Here is a 24,655-nt window from a genome sequence, read left to right as displayed (position 1 = left end):
CCGAGATAGTTCGACTCCGCTCGTCGCGGCTGAAGTCGCTCCTACAGGGAGCGTTGGCGAATTTTCGATGCCCATGTTGTCAGTTGTGGGAGCGACTTCAGTCGCGACGGGCTCCTCGGGTAAAGCCCGTCGCGACTGAAGTCGCTCCCACAAGGAATCACGCTATCGCCTGCAGTACGTGCAACTGCGCGGGCTGCGCCTGCGCTTCGCCCACCGCGCCGCCGATCAGGATCACCCCCGGCGCGCCGATGCCCAAACCTTCGACATCGGCGGCCAAGCGGTCCAGTGTGGTCAGCAACTGCGCCTGCTGCGGCAGGCTCGCCGATTGCACCACCGCCGCCGGCGTGGCGCCGGGCAGGTGGCGCAGCAAGGCCGACGTCAGCGCGGCGATGCGGCCCATGCCCATGTAGATCGCCAGCGTGGTGCGGGTGGCGCACAGCGCCGCCCAGTCCGGCTCGCCATGGTCCTGGGTGTGCGCGGTGACGAAGGTGATGCCGTGACAGTGGTCGCGATGGGTCAGCGACATGCCCAGCCCGGCCGCCGCCGCGAACCCCGCGCTGACGCCATTGACGATCCGCACCGCCACGCCCGACGCGCGCAGGAAGGCGATCTCCTCGCCGGCGCGGCCGAACAGCAACGCTTCGCCGCCCTTGGCGCGCACCACATTGGCGCCCTGCAGGGCATAGCGCCGCATCAGCCGGCAGATGAAATCCTGCGGCGTGGAACGGCAACCGCCGCGCTTGCCGACGCGGATCACCCGCGCCTGCGGCGCGAACTGCACGATGTCGGGATTGACCAGATCGTCGAGCAGCAGCACCTGCGCCGCCGCCAGTGCCTTGACCGCCTTCAGCGTCAGCAGTTCCAGGTCGCCAGGACCGGCCGACAACAACACCACTTCGCCGCCGCCACGCACACCGGACGCGCTTGCATCGTTCATCGCAGACTCCAGCCAGAAAGAAGGAACAACCCCAGGGACATCGCACCCGCCTGTGCCCGGCTGCGCCCATCCGCAATGCCGTCTGCCTGCGCCCGCGACGCGCGCGCTCGCCGCGCCCTGCCGGCGGCGTGGCGCGGGCCGCGGGCGCATGCGACGTTCGTCGCGCCATTCGCTGCTGACACCAGGGCGGCGCTCGCGCCGCGACCGCTCATGTGCACGCGGTTGCCGCGTACTCTCGCAGCGGCGGCGGCGTGTGCGACGCGGGAAGATCTCGCGAGCGCCAGTCCCATTGCGTTACCCAACCGCCGCAGCTGCGGCAGGCGCTGGCCACCGGCGCGTCGCTGCGCGTTGTCGCCCGCCTGACGCGGAAGGCCGACGCCTGCGGCATTTCCTGCACACTCCCCGGCAGGCACAAGGGCAGCCTGTAAGCCACAGCCGTTCATGCGCTTGCGGCCGTGGCGCACAGCCGCAGCACCTGCGGCATGCACGAGCCGCACACGCTGCCGCAGCCCAGCCGCGTGCGGATCTCGGCCGGCGCCGCGCCGCGCGCGGCTTCGGCGCGGATCGCCGACTCGCGCACCTGCGTGCACTGGCACACCACCGGATCGCGCGCCGCGCCGCCGGCCTGCGCGAATGCCGCCAGCCGCGCGCCGTGCCAGGCATCGCCGCTCAATGCGCGCTCGAGCAACGCTTCGCCGCCGGCATCGCGCTGCGCACCCGCCAGCAGCAGGCCGTCGAGATGGCTGAGCGGCGCGGCGCCGCGCCAGGCCACGCGCTTGAGCAGGCCGCGGCGCGCGTCCCGGTATTCGAGGGTATCGGCGTCGCCGCCGGCCAGCGCCAGCGCCGCGGCCAGCGCTTCCAGCTGCGCGGGCGCCGGCGCCTGCTCGGCGGCGGCGCGCAGCACCAGCCAGGCCTGATCCTGTTCGCCGGCCTCGGCCTGCAGGCTCAACGCGGCATAGCCGAAGTCGCGCAGCCACGGCTGCGCCGCCGCCTGCAGCGCGAGTGCATCGCCGCGCCGGGCCAGCAACAGATGCCAGCCGAACTCGGCCTTCTCCACACGCACTGCCGCGTGCTTGAGCTCGGGCTGCTGCGAACGCGCGTCCACCGCGCCCAGGCTGAGTTCGTTGATGCCGCCGCTGTGCAGGAACTGCGCGTTCCAGTGCATCGCCGCGAACACGTCGCCCGAACGCATTTCCTCGCACGCTTCCAGCGGCAACACCAGGCTGCCGCGCTTGCTGACGATGCGCACCAGGTCGCCGGCGCGCAGTCCGCGCCGCGCCGCGTCCTGCGGATGCATGCGCAGGCCCGGCTGCGGACTGTGCGCGAACAGCCCCGGCACCCGGCCGCTGCGCGACATGCCGTGCCACTGGTCGCGTAGGCGCCCGCTCAGCAGGCGCAGCGGAAACCGTGCCGAGGTCGGCTCGGCCACCGGCTTGTAAGGCGTGGGATGGAAGCGCGCACGCCCGTCGGCGGTGGCGAACACGCCATCGGCATAGCGCCGCGCCTGACCGTGCGCGGTGCCGGCCGGCAGCGGCCATTGTTGCGGACCTTGCGCGTCCAGCCGCGCGTAGTCGAGTCCGCCGATGTCCAGGTCGCGGCCGACCGTCAGTGCACGGTGCTCGTCGAACACCGCCGCGGTATCGGCGAAGCCGAAACGCGAACCGGCCGACGGCGCGTCCAGCCGCGCTTCCAGCCGCCGCGCCACTTCGTTGGCGATCCACCAGTCCGGCCTGGCCGCGCCCGCTGCCGGCAGCGCCTTGCGCACGCGCGAGACGCGGCGCTCGGAATTGGTCACCGTGCCGTCCTTCTCGCCCCAGCTCGCCGCCGGCAGCAGCACGTCGGCGTAGGGCACCGTATCGGTGTGCACGAAGGCGTCCTGCACGATCACCAGCTCGGCCTGGCGCAAGGCATCGCGCACCTGTGCGATGTCCGGCATCGAGTGCACGGGATTGGTGCAGGCGATCCACACCGCCTTGACCTCGCCGCGGCGCAGCGCATCGAACAGCGCCACCGCCGGCAGGCCGGGACGCGCCGACAGGCGATCGGCCGGCAGCTGCCACAGCCGCTCCAGGTCGGCGCGATCGGTCGCGCTGCCGATCTCGCGGTGCGCGGCCAGCATCGTCGCCATGCCGCCGACCTCGCGCCCGCCCATCGCGTTCGGTTGCCCGGTCAGCGAGAACGGGCCGGCGCCGGGCTTGCCGATCTGCGCGGTGGCCAGATGCAGATGGATCAGCGCCAGGTTCTTGTCGGTGCCGTGCGCGGACTGGTTCAGGCCCATGCAATACAGCGACAGCGCCGGCAGGTCGCGAGCGAACCACTCCGCCGCCTGCACCAGGTCGGCGACCGGGATGCCGCAGATGTCGGCGGCCATCGCCGGGGTGTATTCGCGCAGCGTCTGCCGCAATTCGGCGAAGCCCTGGGTATGCGCGGCGATGAATCCGCGGTCGATGCGGTCTTCCCAGATCAGGTGGTGCAGCATGCCGTTGAACAGCGCCACGTCGGTACCGGGCTGGATCGGCAGATGCAGGTCTGCCATCGCCGCGGTGTCGGTGCGGCGCGGATCGACCACGATCCAGCGCACGTCCGGATCGCGCGCGCGCGCGTCCTCGAGCCGGCGGAACAGCACCGGATGCGCGTAGGCCATGTTGCTGCCGGCCAGCAGCACGGTCCTGGCCAGCTCCAGGTCTTCGTAGCAGGTCGGCGGGCCGTCCGCGCCCAGCGCCAGCTTGTAGCCGCTGACCGCGCTGGACATGCACAGCCGCGAATTGGTGTCGATGTTGTTGGTGCCGATCAGGCCCTTGGCCAGCTTGTTGAAGACGTAGTAGTCCTCGGTCAGCAGCTGTCCCGACAGGTAGAACGCCACCGCGTCCGGCCCGTGCCGCTCGACGATGCCGGCCAGGCGCTCGGCCACGCTGTCCAGCGCCACCGCCCAGTCCACCGCGCGCCGCGGCGCGTCGCGATGGGTGCGCAGTTCCGGATGCAGCGCGCGGCCGTGCAGGCTGCGCACGGTCTCCGGCAGGGTGCGGCCCTTGCTGCACAGCCGGCCGTAGTTGGCCGGGTGTTGCGGGTCGCCTTCGATGCCGACGATGCGCGCCGCGCCGTCGGCGCCGTGCTCGGTCTCGATCAGCACGCCGCAGCCGACGCCGCAGTAGCAGCAGGTGGAACGGGTCAGTGTGCGCCGTGCCGCGTTGTCCGCGACCGCGCTCGCGCCGGGCACGTGCGCGCCGTCCATCACGCGGCGCCCTGCAACGACAGCCACACGTCGCCATCGTCCACCCGCACCGGATAGCGGCGCGCGCAGCCCACGTCCGGCGCGCAGGCCTGGCCGCTGCCCAGCGCGATGTTCCAGTTGTGCAGCGGGCAGGTGACGCTGTCGCCGGCGACGATGCCCTGCGACAGCGGACCGCCCTTGTGCGGGCAGCGATCGACCAGCGCAAACACGCGGTCGCCGGCGGTGCGGAACAGCGCGATCGGGTCGGTGCCGTCGATCTGCAGCACGCGCGCGCCGAGCGAAGGGATCTCGTCGATGCGGCAGATGCGGATCCAGCGGCGGGCGCTGGCGTCGGACGCGACGGGGTCGGAAGCGGCTGCGTTCATCGCTCAGTCCTCCACCAGCGCCAGCGGCGCGGCCACGCGCAACGGCTGGAATTCGCGCTGCCTGGCCCCGGCGATGCGCTCGGCCCACGGATCGGGCAGGCCTTCCAGCGCGTACAGCAGCCGCTCGTACAGCGCGCGCCGGTTGGCCGCGTCCTCGATCACCCGCTGGCGGATGTAGTCCATGCCCACCCGCTCGATGTAGTGCACGGTGCGGTCCAGGTAGTAGGCCTCCTCGCGGTACAGCTGCAGGAACGCGCCGGTGTACTCCTTCACCTCCTCGGCGGTCCTGACCTTGACCAGGAACTTGGCGACCTCGGTCTTCATCCCGCCGTTGCCGCCGATATGCAGCTCCCAGCCCGACTCCACCGCGATGATGCCCACGTCCTTGATCCCCGACTCGGCGCAGTTGCGCGGGCAGCCGGACACCGCCAGCTTCACCTTGTGCGGGCTCCACATGTTGGCCAGCATGGTTTCCAGATCGATGCCCATCTGCGTGCTGTTCTGCGTGCCGAAGCGGCAGAACTCGCTGCCCACGCAGGTCTTCACCGTACGGATCGACTTGCCATAGGCGTGTCCGGAATTCATCCCCAGGTCCTTCCACACCCCCACCAAATCTTCCTTGCGGATGCCGAGCAGATCGATGCGCTGGCCGCCGGTGACCTTGACCATCGGTACCGCGTACTTGTCGGCGACGTCGGCGATGCGGCGCAGTTCCGAGGCGTTGGTCACGCCGCCCTTCATCTGCGGGATCACCGAGAACGTGCCGTCCTTCTGGATGTTGGCGTGGGCGCGTTCGTTGATGAAGCGCGACTGCGGATCGTCCACCGCCTCGCGCGGCCAGGTCGACAGCAGGTAGTAGTTGATCGCCGGGCGGCAGGTGGCGCAGCCGTTCGGACTGCGCCATTGCAACTGCGCGTACACCGCACCATGCGTGAGCAGCCTGCCCTCGCGGATCGCCTGGCGCACCTCGCCATGGCTCAGGTCGGTGCAGCCGCACACCGCCTTGGTCTTGGGCGTCTGCTGGAAGTTGGAGCCCAGGCAGTTCATCAGGATCTGCTCGACCAGGCCGGTGCACGAGCCGCAGGAGCTGGCCGCCTTGGTCTGCTTCTTGACCTCGTCCACGGTGAACAGGCCCTGCGCGTTGATCGCCTTGACGATGGTGCCCTTGCACACGCCGTTGCAGCCGCACACCTCGTCGCTGTCGCGCATCGCGCTGGCGCGGTCCTGGCCGGCGGTGCCGGCGTCGCCGAGCGCGCTCTCGCCGAACATCAGCCGCTCGCGGCGCTCGCCGATCGGGCTGGCATCCTTGAGCAACTGGAAATACCAGGCGCCGTCGTTGGTATCGCCGTACAGGCAGGCGCCGACCAGCCTGTCGTCCTTCAGCACCAGCTTCTTGTAGACGCCGCCGGCCGGATCGGACAGCACGATCTCCTCGCTGCCCTCCCCGCCCATGAAATCGCCGGCCGAGAACAGGTCGATGCCGGTGACCTTGAGCTTGGTCGAGGCCACCGACCCGCGGTAGATGCCGATGCCGAACCCGGCCAGGTGGTTGGCGCAGATCTTGGCCTGCTCGAACAGCGGCGCGACCAGGCCGTAGGCGATGCCGCGGTGGCTGGCGCATTCGCCGACCGCGTACACCCGCGGGTCGAAGGTCTGCAGCGTATCGTTGACCACGATGCCGCGCGTGCAGTGGATGCCGGCGGCCTGCGCCAGCGCGATGTTGGGACGGATGCCGGCGGCCATCACCACCAGGTCGGCCGGCACCTCGCTGCCGTCGGAGAATTTCACCGCCACCACTTCGCCGTCGGCATTGCCGACCAGCTCGGTGGTGGAGGTGCCGAGGCGAAACTCCAGGCCTCGTTCGCTGAGCGATTGCTGCAGCAACTGCCCGGCGACCGGGTCGAGCTGGCGCTCCAGCAACCAGTCGGCCAGGTGCACCACGGTCACCTGCATGCCGCGCTGCTTCAGCCCGTTCGCCGCCTCCAGGCCGAGCAGGCCGCCGCCGATCACCACGGCATGGCGCTTGCGCGTGGCGGTGTCGATCATGGTCTGCGTGTCGTGCATGTCGCGGTAGCCGATCACGCCCTTCAGCTCCTTGCCCGGCACCGGCAGCACGATCGGCAGCGAGCCGGTGGCCAGCAGCAGGCGATCGTACGGCGCCTCGGTGCCGTCGGCGGCGATCACCTTGCGCCTGATCCGGTCGATGCGGGTGACTTCCTTGCCCACATGCAGGCGGATGCCGTGCTCGGCGTACCAGGCCAGCGGATTGAGCACGATCTCGTCGAACCGCTGTTCGCCGGCCAGCACCGGCGAGAGCAGGATGCGGTTGTAGTTCGGATGCGGCTCGGCGCCGAACACGGTGATGTCGTACATCCCCGGCATCAGCTTGAGCAGTTCTTCCACGGTGCGGATGCCGGCCATGCCGTTGCCCACCACCACCAATCTTGGCTTGTTCATGCGAGTCTCGCTTCGGTGGAGAGGATCAGACGCGCGCCGCGCCGGCCGCGGCCCATTGGCTGCGCCAGTGCTGCTTGACGTTGGACAGCAGGCCCCAGGCCAGCAGCGCGCAGCCGGCGAACAGCCACAGCCCCAGCGCATAGCTGCCGGTGTGCTGCTTGACGACACCCAGCCCCGCAGCGAGCAGGAACCCGCCGATGCCGCCGGCCATGCCGATCAACCCGGTCATCAGCCCGATGTCGCGGCCGAACCGCTGCGGCACCAGCTGGAACACCGCGCCGTTGCCGGTGCCCAGGCACAGCAGGGTCAGCACGAACAGCGCCACCGTCGCCGCCGGACCGCCGACGCCGATCGCCGCAGCAGCCACCAGCAATGCCACCAGCAGATAGATCGACAACAGCGTGCGCGTGCCGCCGATGCGGTCGGCCAGCGCCCCGCCCAGCGGACGCATCACCGAACCGGCCAGCACGCAGGCCGCGGTGGCCCAGCCGGCGAGCTTCGGCGAGAAATCGAATTGATCGTGAAAGTAGCCGGGCAAGGCGCTGGCGAACCCGGCGAAGCCGCCGAAGGTGATCGCGTAGAACAGCATGAACCACCACGAATCGCGGTTGCCGACGAGGACCCGCGCGTAGTCGCCCAGATGCTTGCGCGGCACCTCCACCGGCGCGTCCTTGGCACACAGCGCGAACACCAGCAAGGTCAGCGCCAGCGGAATGCAGGCCAGCCCGAACACCGCCTGGTAGCCGAACGCCGTGGCCAGCACCGGCGCGAACAGCGCCGCGAACACCGTGCCGGAATTGCCGGCGCCGGCGATGCCCATCGCTGTGCCCTGGTGCTGCGGCGGATACCAGCGCGAGGCCAGCGGCAGCGCCACCGCGAACGAGGCCCCGGCCACGCCGAGCATCAGTCCCAGCAGCAGCACCTGCGCGAAGCTGCGCACGCCCAGCTGCCACGCCACCGCCAGCGCCACGATCACCAGCACCTGTGCCAGCATCCCCGCGCGCTTGGCGCCGATCATATCGGCGAGCATGCCCAGGAACAGCCGCAGCACCGCCCCGCACAGGATCGGCACCGCCACCATCAGCGCACGCTGCTGCGTATCCAGCTGCAGCGCCGCGGCGATCTGCACCTGCAGCGGACCGAGCAGGTACCAGACCATGAAACTCAGGTCGAAATACAGGAACGCCGACAACAGCGTGGGCGTATGCCCGGCTTGCCAGAACGATCGATTCATCCGCGCCATCTCCGAGAAACGTTGGGCCGCAGCGCTGCACACCACCCGCAGCGCGCGGTAGTCGAGGGGAGGGAAAAACGAAAACGGCGCCGTCCGGTTCGCACCGGAAGACGCCGTTGTCTGGGCAGGTGGGCCGCCGTTGGCCCGCCTGCCGAATCGAGTTGGTGCGGACACCCCGTTGCGTCCGCGCTGGAGCTATCGCAATCGGCGTGCCAAGTGTTCGCGGTAGCGGCGATGCGGCCGAATCATCCGAGAATTCAAGGCGTTGGCTAGTTCATCGGCAAGTTGCAGCGCCGCCGACCGCCGGCCGCGCCGCGCGCCAACGAACACAAGTGGTGCGCAACGCACCTTTATTGTGCGTCGCGGCAATCGTGGCGAGTCGCGTGTGGTTGCCGTGGACAAGGCACTGGAAGATTCGAACATGCCTTGCGTCCATGGCACCGAATCCCGATCCGCCGATGCTGGATGCGCCACGCCCCAGGCGCTGCGATTCCAGCGCCACCACAGCGTTCTCCAGCTCGCCGCCAGCGCCATCCGGGCGCGGCACCGCTAGCGTCCGCGGCGGCCCCACTTGGCCAAAAGCGCTACCGCCGACAATCGTGCACTCCGGCTTGCTGGACCGCACGGGAATCGGCACGCTGCCATCTTCCTGTCGGCCATCCTTTTTCCATCAGATGAAACACGCCCTGCTCGCCGTCTTTCTGCTCAGCCCCGCCGCGTGGGCGTGCGACAACCACCTGCCGCTGTCGGGCTCGGTCAGCGTGACAACCTGCTCGCCGAGCAAGGGAGCCGCCGGCTGCGTCTATTCGGGCCGGGCACTTTACGACTACATGGAAGCCGTGCCGGACAGCGCTGCGAGCTTTACCATCGGCCTGCAGGCCAGCCCCTGGCGCATGTACGACGGAGAGTGGCGCATTCTCACCCCCGACGACCTCGCCGCGACCATTCGCGCGCAACGCGACGAAAACGTGCAGCGCGTGGAATTGCTGGCCTCGTGGACCGGCGTGTCGCCAGGGCCGGGCGTGCCGTCACTGGCCGATCGCGTGTCCAAGGCATTGGACGGTTTTCCAGTGAAGGGCGAAGACGGCTTCCTGTGGCTTTCCAAGGACGGCTCACGCCGCACCACGCACCAGGCCTACACCGTGCGCGAAGGCGCCGGTTCCTATTTCCTGCCCGCTGGCGCAGAGCTGTTCGTTCCCCTGGTGGCGGGCTGGCCCACGTTCGTGGAGGGCGACATCGGCGATACCGATCCCACGCTGCTGACGCAGGCCGCGGCCGGCTGGGACGTCCTGTTCCTGTGCCCAGACAAGGCGCTGGCCGGCTTCGAACGCGCCGCCGCCAAGGGCAGCGCCATTGCCGCCTACAACGCCGCGCTCATGCGCTTGGAACGCGGCGGCGATGCCGACCGCACCACCGCGCTGGCGTTACTGGAACGCGCCGCAGCGCTGGGGGACGACAAGTCGCAGGCACGGCTGAAGATGGAACGCACGCAGCGCTAATTTTGCCGGGTGGACTGATACACACTGGTCACCCTGCCACCCCCACGCCTGCAAGTTCGTTTCCCGCCCAAAGTAACCATTGCCTCTTCCCGCATTCGCCAAACCTAACAGCGTTGCCCAGACCCGGCAGAACTGCGGACGATCAGCTGTTGCGGCTCGCAGCGCAGCATCAACCTGCACACCGCAGAATCGACGGCCATGAACCCGTGCCTCTGCGAGAGATCGCTTACGCAGAGCAAGAACGCGACGATATGCTCCTTGCCGTACGCCGGATACCCGGTGCAAGACAACAGCGTGTTGCCTAGCTAAGCAGGCGCGCGCGCATCCCCCCAATCCGGCAACCCATCCTCGCGCTCGTCGCGCTCCGGCACCGCGATCCCCAACTGCGCAGCCGCCGCACGATACGTCTCCAACCGATGCACTCGCGCCACGATCTGCGCATCGTGCGCCGCCTCCTGCTCGGCCCCCGCCTCGCTCGCCGGCAACCACCCCCAACGCCGGAACTGCTGCAGGAACCAACGCCCATCCGACAGCCACGGCATGTTCGCCAGGCCGCCGGCGTGGAAACGCAGCCCCTGCGGATCGGCGCCATCGTCGGCGGCGCCTCCCGGCAGCAGGCACGCCGCGATGCGCTCGGCCGGCAGCCCGATCACCTCCGGGTCGGCCAACCACGCCACCGCTTCGCGGCGGTGCGCGGCATCGTCGAGCCAACGGCAGGCGTCCAGCAGCGTGGCGGTCAGTGCGGTCGCCAGTTCCGGCTGCAGCGCGGCGAAGGCGCGGCGGCAGGCCAGCACTTTCTCCGGATGGCCGGGCCACAGCTCGCCGCTGCGGATCGCGCGCCGGCCCACGCCCATCGCCTCGGCCTGCGCCGCCCACGGTTCGCCGGCGCAGTAGCCGTCCAGTTCGCCGCGCGCCAGCGCGTCGGGCATCTGCGGCGGCGGCAGGGTCACCGCCTGGATGGCGCCGATCGGATCCACGCCCTGCGCCGCCAGCCAGTAGTACAGCCACATCGCGTGGGTGCCGGTGGGGAAGGTCTGCGCGAACACCGGTGCGCGGCCGAGTGCGGCCAGCGCGCTGCGCAGCGGCGTGCCTTGCGCCAGCGCGTCGGCCAGCGCCGGCGCCAGGGTGATCGCCTGGCCGTTCTGGTTGAGCGTGAGCAGGATCGCCATGTCCGCCTGCGGCCCGCCGATGCCACATTCCACGCCGTAGACCAGGCCGGCCAACGCGTGCGCCGCGTCCAGTTCGCCGGACAGCAGTTTGTCGCGCACCGCCGCCCACGAGGCCTGCCGCTGCAGGTCCAGGCGCAGGCCATGGCGGCGGTCCAGGCCCAGCCGCACCGCGGCGACCAGCGGCGCGCAGTCGATCAGCGGCAGGTAGCCCAGGCGCAAGGTGCGCGGTTCGGGGTGCAGTGGTGCGCTCATCGCTTCCTCATCCCAGCAAGTCGGCCATCGCGAGGATGCGCTGGGCGACCTCGGCCAGCTTCAGTCCCTGCTTCATCGCCTGCTGCCGCAGCGCGGCGTAGGCCTCGTTCTCGCTCATCCCGCGCTTGTCCATCAGCAGGCGCTTGGCGCGGTCGATCTGTTCGCGGTCGCGCAGTTTGCCCTGCACTTCGTCCAGTTGCCGGCGCATGCCCGCTTCCTGCTCGAAGCGCGCCAGCGCCACCTGCACGATCGGCGCCAGCCGCGCCGGCGCCAGGCCGTCGACCACGTAGGTGGTGACGCCGGCGCTCACCGCGGCGCGGATCAGTTGGTCGTCGCCGTCGGCGGAGAACATCACCACCGGACGCGGCGCCTGCCGATGGATCAGCGCCAGTTGCTCGAGCGTGTCGCGCGAAGGCGAATCGACGTCGATGATGACCACGTCCGGCTGCTGGGTGGACACCGCCTTGAGCAGCGCCGGCGCCGCCGCCACTTCGTCCAACACCTCGTAGCCGGCGTCGAGCAGCGCCTGGCGCAGCTGCCCGATCGGCTTTTCGGTATCGTTGACCAGCAGGACGCGCAGCATTCGGGCCTGGCTAGCGGAAGTTGGCTGAGCCGCATGGTGCCATGCAACACGCGTCCGCCGCGAGCCGTCCCCCACCACGCAGGAGTTTGCATGCCGCTGTATCCCTTGTTCGCCGACCTGGGCGGGCGCCGCGTGCTGGTGGTCGGCGGCGGCGAGGTGGCGATGCGCAAGATCGAGGCGCTGCTGCACGCCAGCGCGCAGGTGCTGGTGTACGCGCACGCGCTCAACGCCACGGTGGCGCAGTGGCTGGCGCAGGGCCGGCTGCAGCGGGTCGATGGCGAGTTCGATCCGCAATGGCTGGACGACGCCTGGCTGGTGGTCGCGGCCACCGACGACAACGCCTTCAACCGCGAGCTCGCCGCGCAGGCCGGGCAACGCCGCAAGCTGGTCAACGTGGTCGACGACGCCGAGCTGTCCACGTTCCAGGTGCCGGCGATCATCGACCGCGATCCGCTGCTGGTGGCGATCTCCTCCAGCGGCGCGGCGCCGATGCTGGCGCGGCGCCTGCGCGAGCGCTGGGAAACCGAGTTGGACCATTCCTACGCGCAGTTGGCGCAGTTGTTCGCGCGCCACCGCGAGGCGATCCGCGCGCGTCTGCCGCAGCTGGCGCAGCGCCGGCGCTGGTTCGAACAGGTACTGGAAGGCCCGGTGCAGGTGCTGCTGCAGAGCGGGCAGACCCAGGCCGCCGAGCAGGCGTTCCACGATGCTCTGCAGCGCAGCGCGGAGGACGTGCCGCGCCGCGGCAGCGTGTGGCTGGTCGGCACCGGCAACGGCGATCCCGGCGCGCTGACGCTGAAGGCACTGCGTGCGTTGAACCAGGCCGATCTGCTGCTGTGCGATCCGGCAGTGGACGCCGCGGTGCTGAGCCTGGCGCGCCGCGATGCGACACGCCAGCCGCTGCCGGCCGACACCGACGCGCACCTGGCGTTGCTGATCGCGCAGGTGCAGGCCGGGCAGCGCGTGGTCAGCCTGAAACCCGGCGATGCGTTCCGCCAGTGGCCGCATGCGCAGCTGGCCGCGCAACTGGCCGCTGCCGGCATCGCCTGCGACGTGGTCGCGGGCGTGGCATTGGACTGATCGGCGCGGCGCGGTCGCGACGGCGAATCAAGCCGGCGCTGGCGCCACCGTACCCTGCGCTGTCGGCACCCCGGCCACCTGCAGCAACTGCTTGCGGAAACCCACCCACAGCGCCAGCGACAGCAGCGAGATGCCGCCGAGCAGCAGGAACGCGGTGCGGTAGCCGAAGTCCTGCGCGATCCAGCCGCCCAGCGCCGGACTCAGCGCCGCGCCGATGCCCTGCACCGTCATCACCGCGCCCTGGCCGACATTGACCCGGCCGGTGCCCTGCAGCAACCGCGCCACCAGCGCCGGCACCACCACGCTCTGCAGGCCGGCGCCGACGCCGTCGAGAATCTGCACCGGGAACACGCCCCAGGCATGGATCAGGCTGGCCGCGATCAGCCCGCGCAACGGCAACGCCAGGAAGGTCAGCAGCATCACCCACCAATGCCCGCGCACGCGGATCAGGCGCATCGCCAGCAGCGAGGCCACCACCATCGTCGCCTGCGCGACGATGATCGTGGTCGCGGTCAGCGCACTGGGATCGCCCTGGTGCGCGGCGACCACGGCCATGCCGTACAGCGGCAGCATCGCCGCATTGCCGAGGTGGAACAGCGCCAGCGCCAACGCCAAAACCAGCAGCGGCTTGCAGGTCAGCAACACCGACCAGCCGCTGGCGTGGTCCGCGCCGTGCGCGCCGGCGTCGGCCAGGCCGCGCGCGGCGCGATGGTCGATCGCATCGCGCGGGATCAGCAGCACCGAGGCGATCGCCAGCACGCCGAAGCAGCCGGTCAGCGCGAACACCGCGCCGAAGCCGAACTTCCAGCCGAGCAGCCCGGCCAGTGCCGCCGCGACCACGTTGCCGGCATGGCTGCCGACCTGGTTGCGCGCGATCTGGTGATCGAACCCGGCCTGCCGCACCAGGCCCAGGGTGATGCCCGACAACGCCGGGCCCAGTGCCGCGGCGGCGAGCGCGGTCATCACCTGCGCGGTCACCACGCCGGCGAAGCTAGGCGACCACCACAGCAGCGCCGAGGCCAGCAGGATCAACGTGCAACCGACCACCACGATGCTGCGCTTGCGCCGGGTCGCATCGACCAGCGCGCCGCCCGGCGTGGTCGCGAGCATGCCGGCGATGCCGCCGATGCTCATCACCGAGCCGATCGCCCCCAGCGACCAACCCTTGGATTGCAGGAACACGCTCAGGAACGGACCGAGCCCGTCCTGCACGTCGGCCAGGGTGAAGTTCAGCGCTTCCAGCGCGCGCGTGCCGCGCGGGCGGGCACCAGGCGCAGCGGGCGCGCGCGCGCTCATCGCCGCACCGCCACGCGGGCGGAAACAAGCGGGAAACCATAGCGAGGCGCACAGCGAAAAAGCGACATGGCGAGGTCCTGAAAGCGCCGCCGCGGACACCACGACGGACGCGAAACGATACGCGACGCAGGGGCCGCCGCGTCACCGCGACCACCCCCGCCCTGCCCGGTTCAGTGCTTGGGTTTGGGCTTCGGCTTGTCGGCGTCATGCGGCTTGGGCGGATGCGGCTTGGGCGCGATCGGCTGCAACGCCGACGCTTTCGCACCCAGGGCCTGCGCGTGGATCACCGTGCCGTGCGGCGAGGCCAGCGCGTGGCCTTCCACCGCCAGCGGCTTGCCCACCGCCAGCCATTTGGCCAAGGGCGCGGCGGCATGCGGCGGGAAACGCACGGTGCTGTCGTCTTCGAGCAGCGCGCCGTGCACCTGCCCGTGCGGACCGTGCAGCAGCCGCGCGATCACACCGCTGTGCTGGGTCTTGGCGGGCGTTTCGTGCTTCTCGGGTTTTGCGGATTTCTCCGGCTTCTTGCCCGGCTTGTGATCGGCGTGCGGCCCATGCGGCCCGCGATCGGCGATGCGCTTGCCGCCGTCGGGATCGATCGCCAGCGCGACCAGCATGTCCACTCCGTAGGGCTTGAGTCCGCGCACGCCGAGCGCGATGCCCTGCTTGAGCGTTTTCAGCAACTGCGCCGACAGGTGCGGCGCGGTATGCACCTCGGTGCCGTCGTCGAGCAGCAGGCCATCGACCTCGGCCTTGGGATTGAGCAGGAAGCGGGCGAGCGTGCCGCGGGTTTCCGGCAGGTAATCGGGATCGACACAATGCATAGCGTTACTCCAATGAACGTGGGGAACCGGCGTCGCGCCGGTAGCGGCGCCCGCCGCGGCAAGCAGCGGGCGCCGGGGTCACATGGCCAGGCCGATCAGCGCGGCGCGGGCGGCGGCACCGGCGGTGCGGCAGGTGCGGCGGGACCGCCCGGCGGCGGCGGCGCGGCCGGCGCGGCCGGCGGTGCGGGCGGCGCGAACAGGGTGCGCTGCGAGGCGCGGTCGCGGCCGAGCTGGGTCGCCTCGAGCGCGCGACCGGCCGCGGTCGCCACGCCGAAACCGCTGACGCTCAGCGGCGCGCCGACGCGCAACAGCGTGCTGTACTGCACCGCCACGTGCGGCGGCATCCGCACCACGGTGCCGTCGCTGAGCAGCACCCCGGCGGTGTCGCCGCCCGGACCATAGACCAGGCGTTCGATGCGGCCTTCGGCCTGCATCGGATTCAACGCCGGCGGGGTCGGCGGCGCAGGCGGGCCGGCCAGCGGGTTCGGCGGGCGGTCCACCACCTGCTTGCCGCTGCGACGCGCGCTGATCGCACTGGCCTGCAGCAGCGGCAGCGTGCCCAGGCGATAGCCCTGCACGGTCACCGCATCGCCGCGGCGCACCGCGGCCTGCAGGTCGGCCGACAGGTGCGGCGGGAAGCCGACCTGGGTGCCGTCGCGCAGCCACAGCCCATCGACGTCGCCGTTGGGATTGAGCATGAAACGGTCGACCGTGCCTTGGACACTGACCTGCGCGGCGGCGATCGGCGCGGGTGGCGCGGGTGGCGCAGGAGGTGCGGGCGGCGGCGCGATACCGGCAGCGGCGGCGGCAGGGGCCGCGGGGGGAGCCGGCACCTGCGCGGCGGCGGTGGCGGCGGCGATGGCCAGCGAGAAAGCGAGTGCGCTACGACGGATCATCGGAAGTTCTCCAGGGCGGCGAGGGAGTCCGCCTGTATGACGGTCATCGCAGCATCCGTGCCAAGTTTTAAGTTATTGATTTTTAAATACATATCACTTGGAAACGGCCACGATGGGTGTCTGCGCTTCATCCACCGCCGTCCGTTTTGCGGACAGCTGCGGTGTCTGCGAGCGGACGCTTGGGGCGGTTGCTTCGTTTGCTGCCGGGTGCCGCTGGGGAGCGCTTGTCTGGCTGATGGGGTTGTTCGGGTTGGCAGGCGCGTTGCGGGGGAGTGTCTGTCGCGGCTGAAGCCGCTCCTACACGGGCGTTGCGGCTGCGATTGCGGCGGATATTGGGCGGGCGTCAGGCCGCGTCGTGGCTGGCCGGTGGCGCTGCGCCTAGCCCAGCCCGTAATCGTCGAGCTTGCGATACAGCAGCTGGCGGTGGATGCCGAGCCGGCGTGCGGCCTCGGCACGATTGCCCTGCGCTTGGGTCAGTGCCGCCTGGATCATCTGCCTCTCCAGTTGCGCGATCGCGTCGGGCAGGGTCAGCGCCGGCGTTTCGGCGGACGTTGCCGCGGTATCGCCGGCCAACACCTCGTCCAGGTCGTGCGCCTCGATCGTCGGCGTGCGCACCAGCACCTGGCAGCGCTGCATCGCGTTGCGCAGCTCGCGCACGTTGCCCGGCCACGGATACGCGCGCAGCCGCGCCTGCGCCGCTGCCGACAGCGTGCGTGGCGCGCTGGCGCCCTCCTCGAGGAAATGCTGGGCCAGCAGCACGATGTCGTCGCCGCGCTCGCGCAGCGGCGGCAATTCGATCGGCACCACGTTGAGCCGGTAGCGCAGGTCGCTGCGGAAACGGCCGTCGGCGACCAACTGCGCCAGTTCGCGATGGGTGGCGGCGACCACGCGCACGTCCACCTTCTGCGCGCCGCGCCCGCCCAATGGCGACACCTCGCCTTCCTGCAGGAAACGCAGCAGCTTGGCCTGCATCGGCAGCGGCATGTCGCCGATCTCGTCCAGGAACAAGGTGCCGCCGTCGGCTTCGCGGATCAGCCCGGGACGATCGGCGACGGCGCCGGAGAAGGCGCCCTTGCGGTAGCCGAACAATTCGCTTTCGATCAGCTCGGCCGGGATCGCCGCGCAGTTGACCGCGACGAACGCCGCGCCCGCGCGGGCGCTGGCGCGATGCAGCGCGCGCGCCACCAGCTCCTTGCCGGTGCCGGTCTCGCCGCTGACCAGCACCGGCAGGTCCGAGGCCGCGGCCAGGCCGATGCGCTTGTGCACGGTGCGCATCGCCGCGCTGTGTCCGAGCAGCGCGCCGGCATCCTCGGCCGGCGCCTGCGGCGCTGCCGCACTGCCGTCGCCGCCGGCATGCGCCTGCAGCGCGCGCTCCACCACCGCGACGATGTCGGCGCGGCCCACCGGCTTGACCAGGTGATCGAACGCACCGAGCTTCATCGCCTCGATGGTGTTGCTGCTGGAGGCGTAGGCGGTGAGCATCACCAGCGGCACGGCCGCGGCCTGCGCATGCGCCTGGCGCGCGCGCATCAGCGCGATGCCGTCCATGCCCGGCATGCGGAAATCGACGAAGGCCAGGTCGATGCCGCCATCGCGCAATCGCGCCAGTCCCCCTTCGCCATCTGCGGCAGCGATCACCTCGTGGCCGAACGAGCGCAGCGTGGCCTGCAGCGTGCTCAGGAAGGCGGTGTCGTCGTCGACGATCAGGATGCGCGCCATGGCAGTTCCAGAATGAAGGAGGTGATGCCGTCGTGGTGCGCGTAGCGCACCTCGCCGCCGTGCGCGCGGGCGATCTCGCGCACCAGCGCCAGGCCCAGGCCGTTGCCGTCGCTGCGGCCGCTGGCGAAGGGCTCGAACAGGTGCGCGGCCACCGGCGCGGGCACCGGGGGGCCTTGGTTGGCCACGGTCAGCCGCAGCAGGTCGGCATCGGCTGCGACCGTCAGCGTCGCCGCGGTGCCGGGCGCGGCGTGCTGCAGCGCGTTGCGCAGCAGGTTGTGCAAGGCCCGCGCCGCCTGCTGCGGATCCAGGGTCCATTCGCTCGGCGCCTCCGCCAATTGCAGTGCGATCGGCGGCGCCAGCGGATCCCAGTCGGCCGGATCGAGCAGCGCCTGCAACCACGGCTGCAACGCCACCGTCTCGCGCTGCAGGCGGATCGGCTGGACCATGCCCAGCAGGCTTTCGACCACGCCATCCAGGCGCTGGATCTGCGCCAGCATCAGTTGCGCCTGCGCCTCGTCGAAACCGCCCTGGCCGGCGGCGATCTGGTTTTCCAGGGCCAGGCGCAAGGTCGCGATCGGGTTGCGGATCTCGTGCGCCACGGTCGCGGTCATGCGCCCGAGCGCAGCCAGCCGTTCGTGCCGCGACAGTTCCTCGCCGAGCCGGCGCGCTTCGGCCAGGGCCTGCGCGCTGCGCTGCGCATAGTCGGTGACCGCCGCGCCGAGGCGGTCCAGTTCCGGCGCGCCGGTGGCCGGAATCGTCGGCACCTCCGCCGGCGTCGCCAAGGCCTGCTGGATGCCGTGCAGGCGCTGGCTCCAGCGCCGCACCACCCATCCCAGCGCGATGGCCGACACCACCACCAGCGCCAGGATCAGCGCCACGCCCACCGCCAGCGGACGGCTGGCCGAGGCCTCGCCGGTGGCAGTGACCCGCGCCATCGTCCACGCCGCGGTGCCGCGATCCAGCGGGCAGGCCGCGATCAACAGCGTCTCGCGCTGGCCATCGCGACGGTAGTGCACCGCCTGCTGTTTGGCGACACCGCGCTGCGCAGTAGCCACGATGGCGCTCTGTTCGGCGGTCGGCACATCGGTCTTGTGGTCGCTGCCGTCGTAGGTGGGATAGGCATAGGCGACGAAGCCGCGCTGCCGATCCCACACCCCGCCTTCCACGCCCGCGGCGTCGGCCAGCACCAGTTGCAGCACCACCGCGGCCAGGCCGGCGCCGTCGCTGCCGCGCGCCGCGGCGCTGGCGCCGTTGTAGCGCTGCACGATGCGCGCGCATTCGCCCTGCAACCGCGCCTGCGCCTCGCTGACGCGCACGCCCTCGCTGTGCCGGTACAGGCCGAACAGCACCACCGTCATGCCCACGCACGCGGCGAGGATGACGATCCAGATCAGCAGCAGCTGCCGCAACAGCGAACGGGGCATGGTCCACCGGGGGACGCGAAAATTGAAAGATAGCAGCGCGCAACGCCGCGCATGCGCGGACGCGCTGCTGCCGTTCACGGCTCAGCGCAGGTTGGTCTTGACCAGTTCGACGACCTCGTCGCCGCGCCCGCTCATCACCGCGCGCAACAGATACAGGCCCATGCCCTTGGCTTGCTCCAGCTTGATCGCCGGCGGAATCACCAGCTCCTGGGTGGCCACGCGCACATCGACCAGCACCGGCCCCGGATGCGCGAAGGCCTGGCGCAGCGCCGGCTCCAGTTGCGCGGACTCGTCCACGCGCAGGCCGAGGATGCCCATCGCGTTGCTCATCGCCGCGAAGTCCGGATTGCTCAGGTCGGTACCGGTATCCAGATAGCCGGCCGACTTCATCTCCATCGCCACGAAACCCAGCGAGGCATTGTTGTAGACCACCACCTTCACCGGCAGGCCCAACTGCGCCAGGGAGATGAAATCGCCCATCAGCATGGTGAAGCCGCCGTCGCCGGACAGCGAGATCACCTGCCGCCGCGGGAACTGCGCCTGCGCGCCCAGCGCCTGCGGCATCGCGTTGGCCATCGAGCCGTGGTTGAACGAACCGAGCAGGCGGCGCTTGCCGTTCATGGTCAGATAGCGCGCCGCCCACACCGTGGGCGTGCCGACATCGCAGCTGAAGATCGCGTCCTCGTCGGCCAGCGCATCGATCATCCGGGTCACGAACTGCGGGTGCAGCGGCTCGCCGGGCGCGGCCGCCACGGCCAGCTCGTCGAGGCCTTCGCGCGCCTTGCGGTAATGCGCCAGCGACTTGTCCAGGAAGCCGCGCTGCTCGCGCCGCTGCAGTTTCGGCAGCAGCGCGGCGATGGTCTCGCGCACGTCGGCGGCGATGCCCAGCTGCAGCGGCGTGCGCCGGCCCAGCGCGGCCGGATCGCGATCGATCTGCACGATCGCCGCGTCCTTCGGATAGAACTGGCGGTACGGGAAATCGGTGCCGAGCATCAGCAGCGTGTCGCAGTTGAGCATGGCCTGGTAGCCGGAACTGAAACCGATCAGGCCGGTCATGCCGACATCGAACGGGTTGTCCCATTCCACGTGCTCCTTGCCGCGCAGCGCGTGCACGATCGGCGCGCCGAGCAGGTCGGCCAGCGCCACCAGCTCGTCGTGCGCGCCGGCGCAGCCGCTGCCGCACAGCAGCGTGGTCGCCTCGCTCCCCTGCAGCAGCTCGGCCAGGCGCTCCACGTCGGCGTCGGCCGGCAGGATCCGCGGCGGCGCCAGCGCCGGCCAGGCGCTCGGCGTGCCCTTGGGCAGCTCCTGCAGCGCCACGTCGCCGGGAATCACCACCACCGCCACGCCCTGTTTCAGGATCGCGGTGCGCATCGCCCGGTGCAGCACCTCCGGCATCTGCGCCGGATTGGTGACCAGTTCGACGTAGTGGCTGCACTCGCGGAACAGTTCCTGCGGATGGGTTTCCTGGAAGTAGCCCAGGCCGATCTCGGAAGAAGGGATATGCGCAGCGATCGCCAGCACCGGCTGGTGGCTGCGGTGGCAGTCGAACAGGCCGTTGATCAGGTGCAGGTTGCCCGGCCCGCAGCTGCCGGCACAGACCGCGAGCTTGCCGGTCAGCGCAGCCTCGGCGCCGGCGGCGAACGCGGCCACCTCTTCATGGCGCACGTGCATCCACTCGATGCTGTCCATCTGCCGCAGCGCGTCGGTCAGCCCATTGAGGCTGTCGCCGGTGACGCCCCAGATACGTTCGACACCGGCGCTTTGCAGGGTTTCGGCCAGATGCCGGGCGATGCTGAGTTTCGACACGTGCGCTGCTCCGCGGGAGGGGGTGCGACAGCGTCCCACGCAGCACGTAAGTCCGGCGTCACGGAGCCGCCGCGCGGCGTGCGAAGCCGCTCACTCGGTGGTGTCGACATCCGGCGCGGCGGCCGCCGCCTGTTGTCCGCCCCTGCCCGCGCGCGCCTGCTGTTCGCGGCCGGCCGCACGCGCCAGCGCTTCGTACTGCTTGCGGATCTGTTCCAGGCGCTTCTCGTCCAGCTCCTCCAGGTTCAACAGTTCGTTGTTGGCCTCGCGCGTGGCGCGGATCAGCTCGTCGAGCTTGATCTGCATCGCCGCGGTGTCCGCGTTCTGGGTGTGCTGGATCAGGAACACCATCAGGAAGGTGATGATGGTGGTGCCGGTATTGATCACCAGCTGCCAGGTGTCGTTGAAACCGAACACCGGGCCGCTGGCGCCCCACAGCACCACGATGCCGAGCGCGATGCAGAACGTCCACGGCGTGCCGGCCGCGTACGACGCCTTCTTGGCGACGGCATTGAACAGGTTTGCAGCTTTCATCGCACACCTCGCGCAGTCGAATGGACCGGCGCACCAGGCGTGATGCGCGGGCAGCGCGGATGATCTGCGCCGCCGCGTGAGCGATGCGTGGAAAGTCAGGCACAAAAACCGGCGGGTTCTCCCCGCCAGTCTGTGTGCATGTCCCGTCGCCACGCCTGGCCGTGCGCCAACGCTTAGCCACCTGCACCGCGCTGCTGCAGCACTGCGCCGGAAACGCATGGCCCGCGTTACAGGATCGCCTGAAGCCCCTTGTCGGCGATCACGTTGAGCAGCTTGAGCGCTGGCCCGGCAGGACGGGTTTCGCCCTGCTCCCACTTGCGCACCGTCGATGCCGTGGTATGCAGGTGATGCGCGAACACCGGCTGGCTGAACTTCAGGGCTTCGCGTAGACGTTTGATGTCGGCCGCGCCGAACGCTCGCACCGGCGGCGGACAGATCGCGTCGAATTCGCGCATCGTCACCTTGCCGATCGCTCCCGCTTCGTGGAGCGCGGCCAGATCACCACGTAGCGATTCAATGATTTTGCTCACACCGCACCTCCACTAATACGCCCGACTGCAAGGTTTTCAGCAAGGCTTCCCCGGACAGTTCCAGAAACACCTTGCCGGCGAATTGCAGCGCTTTCTTCTCTTCCTGCGCGATGTTCGCCTTGCCGCTCTTTGGGAACCCATGCAGGAACACGTAGCGACTGCCGATGCGAGCGGCCAACAACGTGCGGTAGCCACCGCTCTTGCCGCCGCCAGGACGGGCCACCCGCTTCTTGTAGAGCTGGCCGCCCAGATCCACGTCGATCAGCCCGGCTTCCATTTCCTGGACCGCTTTGCACAGAACGGTGTCGGACAGCTTTTCGCCGGCCTGCCACCGCGCAAAATCCCTTCGCTTGAACGTTCGAGTCATCCTTGCCTCCAAAACATACCCGAAACGGGTACATATTTCCATATCCTGGCAGCGCCTGCACCCCGCCATTTCCTCCCGTCTGCACAAGACTACTGCCGCAAGCCCAAAGGAGTCGGCATAAAAAAAAGCAGGCCAGACTGGCCTGCTTTCGTTGGCATCGCGCGTCGTCCGGCGCGATCAACCCGTCTGCTGCATCGCCTCGTGCTGCCGCACCTGGCGCACCGGCCGCGGCCGGCTCGGGAAGGCGTGGCGCACGATCCGCCACATCACCTGGCCGAACTGGCGCGGCAGCGAGCCGGTGTTGTAGTGCTGGCCGTAGCGCGCGCAGATCGCCTTCACCTCCACCGCCAGCGCCGCGTAGCGGTTGGCCGGGATGTCCGGGTAGAAGTGGTGCTCGATCTGGTGGCTCAGGTTGCCCGACAGTACGTTCAACAGCTTGCCGCCGGCCAGGTTGGAAGAACCGCGCAGCTGGCGCAGATACCAGTGGCCGCGCGACTCGCCCTTGATCGACTCCTTCGGGAACGTCTCCGCATCGGCGGTGAAGTGCCCGCAGAAGATGATCACGAAGGTCCAGATGCTGCGCAGCACGTTGGCGGCGAGGTTGCCCAGCAGCACGGTCAGGAAGAACGGGCCGGCCAGGGCCGGGAAGATCACGTAGTCCTTCAGGATCTGACGGCCCATCTTGCGGCCCACCGGCAGGAACGTGCGGCGCAGCTCGCCGCGCTTCATCTTGCCGGCGAACCAGCGGCCCAGGCGCAGGTCCTGGATCGCCACGCCCCATTCGAACAGCAGCGCGAACACCACCGCGATGAACGGCTGCGCCAGGTAGAACGGGCGCCAGCGCTGCTCGGGGAAGATGCGCAGCAGGCCGTAGCCGATGTCGTCGTCCATGCCGCGCACGTTGGTGTAGGTGTGGTGCTTGAAGTTGTGCGTCTTGCGCCAGTTGTCGCCGGTGGCGACGATGTCCCACTCGTAGGTGTTGCCGTTGAGCTGCGCATCGCCCATCCAGTCGTACTGGCCGTGCATCACGTTGTGGCCCAGCTCCATGTTCTCCAGGATCTTGGACAGGGTCAGCAGCGCCACGCCGGCGATCCACGCCGGCCACAGCACGCTGTGCACGAACGCGCCCAGGAACAGCAGCGCGCGCCCGGCCAGGCCGGTGTAGCGCACCGCGGCGACGATGCGGCGGATGTAGCGTGCGTCGGCCTCGCCCAGGGTGGCGACGGTACGCACGCGCAACGCGTCGAGTTCGTCGCCGAAGGCCTGCAGTTCGGCCGGGGTCAGTGCGCGGTTGCGGGGAGCAGCCATGGGGAAGTCCTTCAAAGGTCCAGGATCAGGTCGCTGCTGGCGCTGTTGATGCACAGCTTCAGCATCGAACCCGGTTCGGTGGCGTGCGCGCCGGTGAGCAGGTCGCGGGTCGCGCCGGATTGCTTGCCGCAGGCGCAGCTGTTGCAGATGCCCATGCGGCAGCCGTGCTTCGGGCGCAGGCCTTCGGCTTCCAGCGCGGTGAGCAGCGACTGCCCACGCGGCAGCTGTAGCACACGGCCGCTACGCGCCAGCGTCACCGCGACCGTGCCGTGTTCGGCATCGGCCAGCAACGGGGTGCTGAACGCCTCGGCCTGGAAGCGCGCCACGCTGCCTTCCAGCCGCGTACGCGCGGCCTGCACGAAGCCGCCGGGGCCGCAGGCCAGCACCTGCGCCTGTTCCAGCCCGGCCAGGTGCGCCAGCGGCAGCGTGTCCACGCGCGGCGCCGGCGCATCGCCTTCGCCGGTGATCGCCAGTTGCAGGCGGAACCGCGGGTGCGCGGCGGCCAGCGCCTGCAGTTCCTCGACGAAGCACAGTTGCTCGCGACGCCGCGCCCAGTAGATCAGGTCCACGTCGGCGGGCATGCCGGCGTCGGCCAGCTGCCGCAGCAGCGCGCGCATCGGGGTGATGCCGCTGCCGGCGGCCAGCAGCAGCCAGCGTCCCTGCGGCGCGGCGGGCAGCACCATGTCGCCGAACGCCTGGCCCAGTTCGAAGGTCTCGCCGATCCGCGCCGCGCTGGCCAGGTACTGGCTGACGCGGCCGCCGTCGATCGTCTTGACCGTGATCGCCAGGCGCCCGCCCGGCAGCGGCGTGGGGCTGTAGCTGCGGGTCAGGCGGCGTCCGTCGATCTCCACGCCCAGCTGCACGTGCTGGCCGGCGCGCAGGCCGCGCCAGTGGCGGTTGGCCTTGAGGATCAGCGTCACCGCGTCGCTGCTGGCGCGTTCGCGCTGCAGCAGCCGCGCGCGCGGACGCTGCCAGGTCCACAGCGGATGGATCCGCGTGGACCAGAAATCGAACACCTCCGGCTGCACCCAGGCGCGCAGGGCGCGGGTGGCGGAGCGGGTGGCGGCAGGACGGCGGGCAGCGTTCATGGCGCCCACTATACAGGCGCAGATACAGATGTCTATACAGTTGTATATTCACGAAGAGGGGTAT

20 protein-coding genes are annotated in these 24,655 nt (G+C 70.1%); 2 read left to right on the top strand and 18 right to left on the bottom strand.

The genetic code is table 11. The features are described 5' to 3' along the window. Nucleotides 1-157 precede the first annotated feature (157 nt). From cobA to AB8810_RS03920, 5 genes are all read right to left on the bottom strand, one after another. Nucleotides 158-895: a uroporphyrinogen-III C-methyltransferase gene (gene cobA / locus AB8810_RS03940; protein ID WP_318241299.1), complete on the bottom strand. Its 738-nt coding sequence runs from the start codon at nucleotides 893-895 to the stop codon at nucleotides 158-160. 481 nt (nucleotides 896-1,376) lie between these two features. After that, on the bottom strand, nucleotides 1,377-4,169 hold the full coding sequence (locus AB8810_RS03935) for a molybdopterin oxidoreductase family protein (RefSeq protein ID WP_369916614.1): 2,793 nt from the start codon (nucleotides 4,167-4,169) through the stop codon (nucleotides 1,377-1,379). Continuing rightward, a complete protein-coding gene (nirD, locus tag AB8810_RS03930) occupies nucleotides 4,169-4,534 on the bottom strand; it encodes a nitrite reductase small subunit NirD (RefSeq protein WP_369915623.1) in 366 nt (121 codons plus the stop codon). The genes AB8810_RS03935 and nirD overlap by 1 nt, the downstream gene beginning before the upstream one ends. Nucleotides 4,535-4,537: 3 nt before the next feature. After that, nucleotides 4,538-6,955, bottom strand: a complete 2,418-nt coding sequence (gene nirB, locus AB8810_RS03925; protein WP_369916613.1) for a nitrite reductase large subunit NirB — start codon at nucleotides 6,953-6,955, stop codon at nucleotides 4,538-4,540. Nucleotides 6,956-7,016: 61 nt separating this feature from the next. Further along, the gene (locus tag AB8810_RS03920; RefSeq protein WP_369916612.1) at nucleotides 7,017-8,186 is read right to left on the bottom strand and encodes a nitrate/nitrite transporter; all 1,170 of its coding nucleotides are present in this window, start codon (nucleotides 8,184-8,186) and stop codon (nucleotides 7,017-7,019) included. A 713-nt stretch (nucleotides 8,187-8,899) separates the two neighbouring features. Between AB8810_RS03920 and AB8810_RS03915 the strand changes: the two genes are divergently transcribed. After that, nucleotides 8,900-9,724 carry a hypothetical protein gene (locus AB8810_RS03915; RefSeq protein WP_369915622.1) on the top strand — a complete coding sequence of 275 codons (825 nt, stop codon included), beginning with the start codon at nucleotides 8,900-8,902 and terminating at the stop codon, nucleotides 9,722-9,724. A 305-nt stretch (nucleotides 9,725-10,029) separates the two neighbouring features. Here the strand turns inward: AB8810_RS03915 and AB8810_RS03910 are convergent, their stop codons facing one another. Both AB8810_RS03910 and AB8810_RS03905 read right to left on the bottom strand, forming a co-directional pair. Further along, entirely contained in the window at nucleotides 10,030-11,145 is a 1,116-nt protein-coding gene (locus AB8810_RS03910; protein ID WP_369915621.1) for a CmpA/NrtA family ABC transporter substrate-binding protein, read from the bottom strand. 7 nt (nucleotides 11,146-11,152) lie between these two features. After that, on the bottom strand, nucleotides 11,153-11,725 hold the full coding sequence (locus AB8810_RS03905; RefSeq protein WP_100225477.1) for an ANTAR domain-containing response regulator: 573 nt from the start codon (nucleotides 11,723-11,725) through the stop codon (nucleotides 11,153-11,155). A gap of 93 nt (nucleotides 11,726-11,818) precedes the next feature. Here AB8810_RS03905 and AB8810_RS03900 point away from each other — a divergent pair, with 93 nt between their 5' ends. Continuing rightward, entirely contained in the window at nucleotides 11,819-12,805 is a 987-nt protein-coding gene (locus tag AB8810_RS03900; RefSeq protein WP_369915620.1) for an NAD(P)-dependent oxidoreductase, read from the top strand. Nucleotides 12,806-12,832: 27 nt separating this feature from the next. On the opposite strand, the gene AB8810_RS03895 is transcribed toward AB8810_RS03900, so the two are convergent. From AB8810_RS03895 to AB8810_RS03845, 11 genes are all read right to left on the bottom strand, one after another. After that, nucleotides 12,833-14,101 carry an MFS transporter gene (locus AB8810_RS03895; RefSeq protein WP_179567480.1) on the bottom strand — a complete coding sequence of 423 codons (1,269 nt, stop codon included), beginning with the start codon at nucleotides 14,099-14,101 and terminating at the stop codon, nucleotides 12,833-12,835. 170 nt (nucleotides 14,102-14,271) lie between these two features. After that, a complete protein-coding gene (locus AB8810_RS03890; RefSeq protein WP_369915619.1) occupies nucleotides 14,272-14,922 on the bottom strand; it encodes a hypothetical protein in 651 nt (216 codons plus the stop codon). A 95-nt stretch (nucleotides 14,923-15,017) separates the two neighbouring features. Then, nucleotides 15,018-15,818, bottom strand: a complete 801-nt coding sequence (locus tag AB8810_RS03885; protein ID WP_179567484.1) for a hypothetical protein — start codon at nucleotides 15,816-15,818, stop codon at nucleotides 15,018-15,020. Between the two features lie 378 nt (nucleotides 15,819-16,196). Beyond that, nucleotides 16,197-17,537: a sigma-54 dependent transcriptional regulator gene (locus tag AB8810_RS03880; RefSeq protein ID WP_179567486.1), complete on the bottom strand. Its 1,341-nt coding sequence runs from the start codon at nucleotides 17,535-17,537 to the stop codon at nucleotides 16,197-16,199. Next, nucleotides 17,522-18,961, bottom strand: a complete 1,440-nt coding sequence (locus AB8810_RS03875; RefSeq protein ID WP_369915618.1) for a PAS domain-containing sensor histidine kinase — start codon at nucleotides 18,959-18,961, stop codon at nucleotides 17,522-17,524. The genes AB8810_RS03880 and AB8810_RS03875 overlap by 16 nt, the downstream gene beginning before the upstream one ends. Nucleotides 18,962-19,042: 81 nt before the next feature. Continuing rightward, nucleotides 19,043-20,752, bottom strand: coding sequence for a ubiquinone-dependent pyruvate dehydrogenase (poxB, locus tag AB8810_RS03870; protein WP_369916611.1), 1,710 nt, complete (start codon nucleotides 20,750-20,752; stop codon nucleotides 19,043-19,045). A gap of 105 nt (nucleotides 20,753-20,857) precedes the next feature. Then, entirely contained in the window at nucleotides 20,858-21,298 is a 441-nt protein-coding gene (locus tag AB8810_RS03865) for a low affinity iron permease family protein (RefSeq protein ID WP_369915617.1), read from the bottom strand. 227 nt (nucleotides 21,299-21,525) lie between these two features. Continuing rightward, nucleotides 21,526-21,828: a DNA-binding transcriptional regulator gene (locus AB8810_RS03860; RefSeq protein WP_191825205.1), complete on the bottom strand. Its 303-nt coding sequence runs from the start codon at nucleotides 21,826-21,828 to the stop codon at nucleotides 21,526-21,528. Further along, nucleotides 21,812-22,195 carry a type II toxin-antitoxin system RelE/ParE family toxin gene (locus AB8810_RS03855; protein ID WP_369915616.1) on the bottom strand — a complete coding sequence of 128 codons (384 nt, stop codon included), beginning with the start codon at nucleotides 22,193-22,195 and terminating at the stop codon, nucleotides 21,812-21,814. The genes AB8810_RS03860 and AB8810_RS03855 overlap by 17 nt, the downstream gene beginning before the upstream one ends. Nucleotides 22,196-22,372: 177 nt before the next feature. After that, nucleotides 22,373-23,503, bottom strand: coding sequence for an acyl-CoA desaturase (locus tag AB8810_RS03850; protein ID WP_179567496.1), 1,131 nt, complete (start codon nucleotides 23,501-23,503; stop codon nucleotides 22,373-22,375). 11 nt (nucleotides 23,504-23,514) lie between these two features. After that, nucleotides 23,515-24,591 (bottom strand): ferredoxin reductase, encoded by a 1,077-nt coding sequence (locus AB8810_RS03845; protein WP_369915615.1) that lies wholly within the window; start codon nucleotides 24,589-24,591, stop codon nucleotides 23,515-23,517. Nucleotides 24,592-24,655 lie beyond the last annotated feature (64 nt).

Source organism: Xanthomonas sp. NCPPB 3005 (assembly GCF_041228095.2).
In the GTDB taxonomy this organism is placed as follows: domain Bacteria; phylum Pseudomonadota; class Gammaproteobacteria; order Xanthomonadales; family Xanthomonadaceae; genus Xanthomonas_A; species Xanthomonas_A bonasiae.
This window is presented reverse-complemented; position numbering and strand designations above follow the sequence as displayed.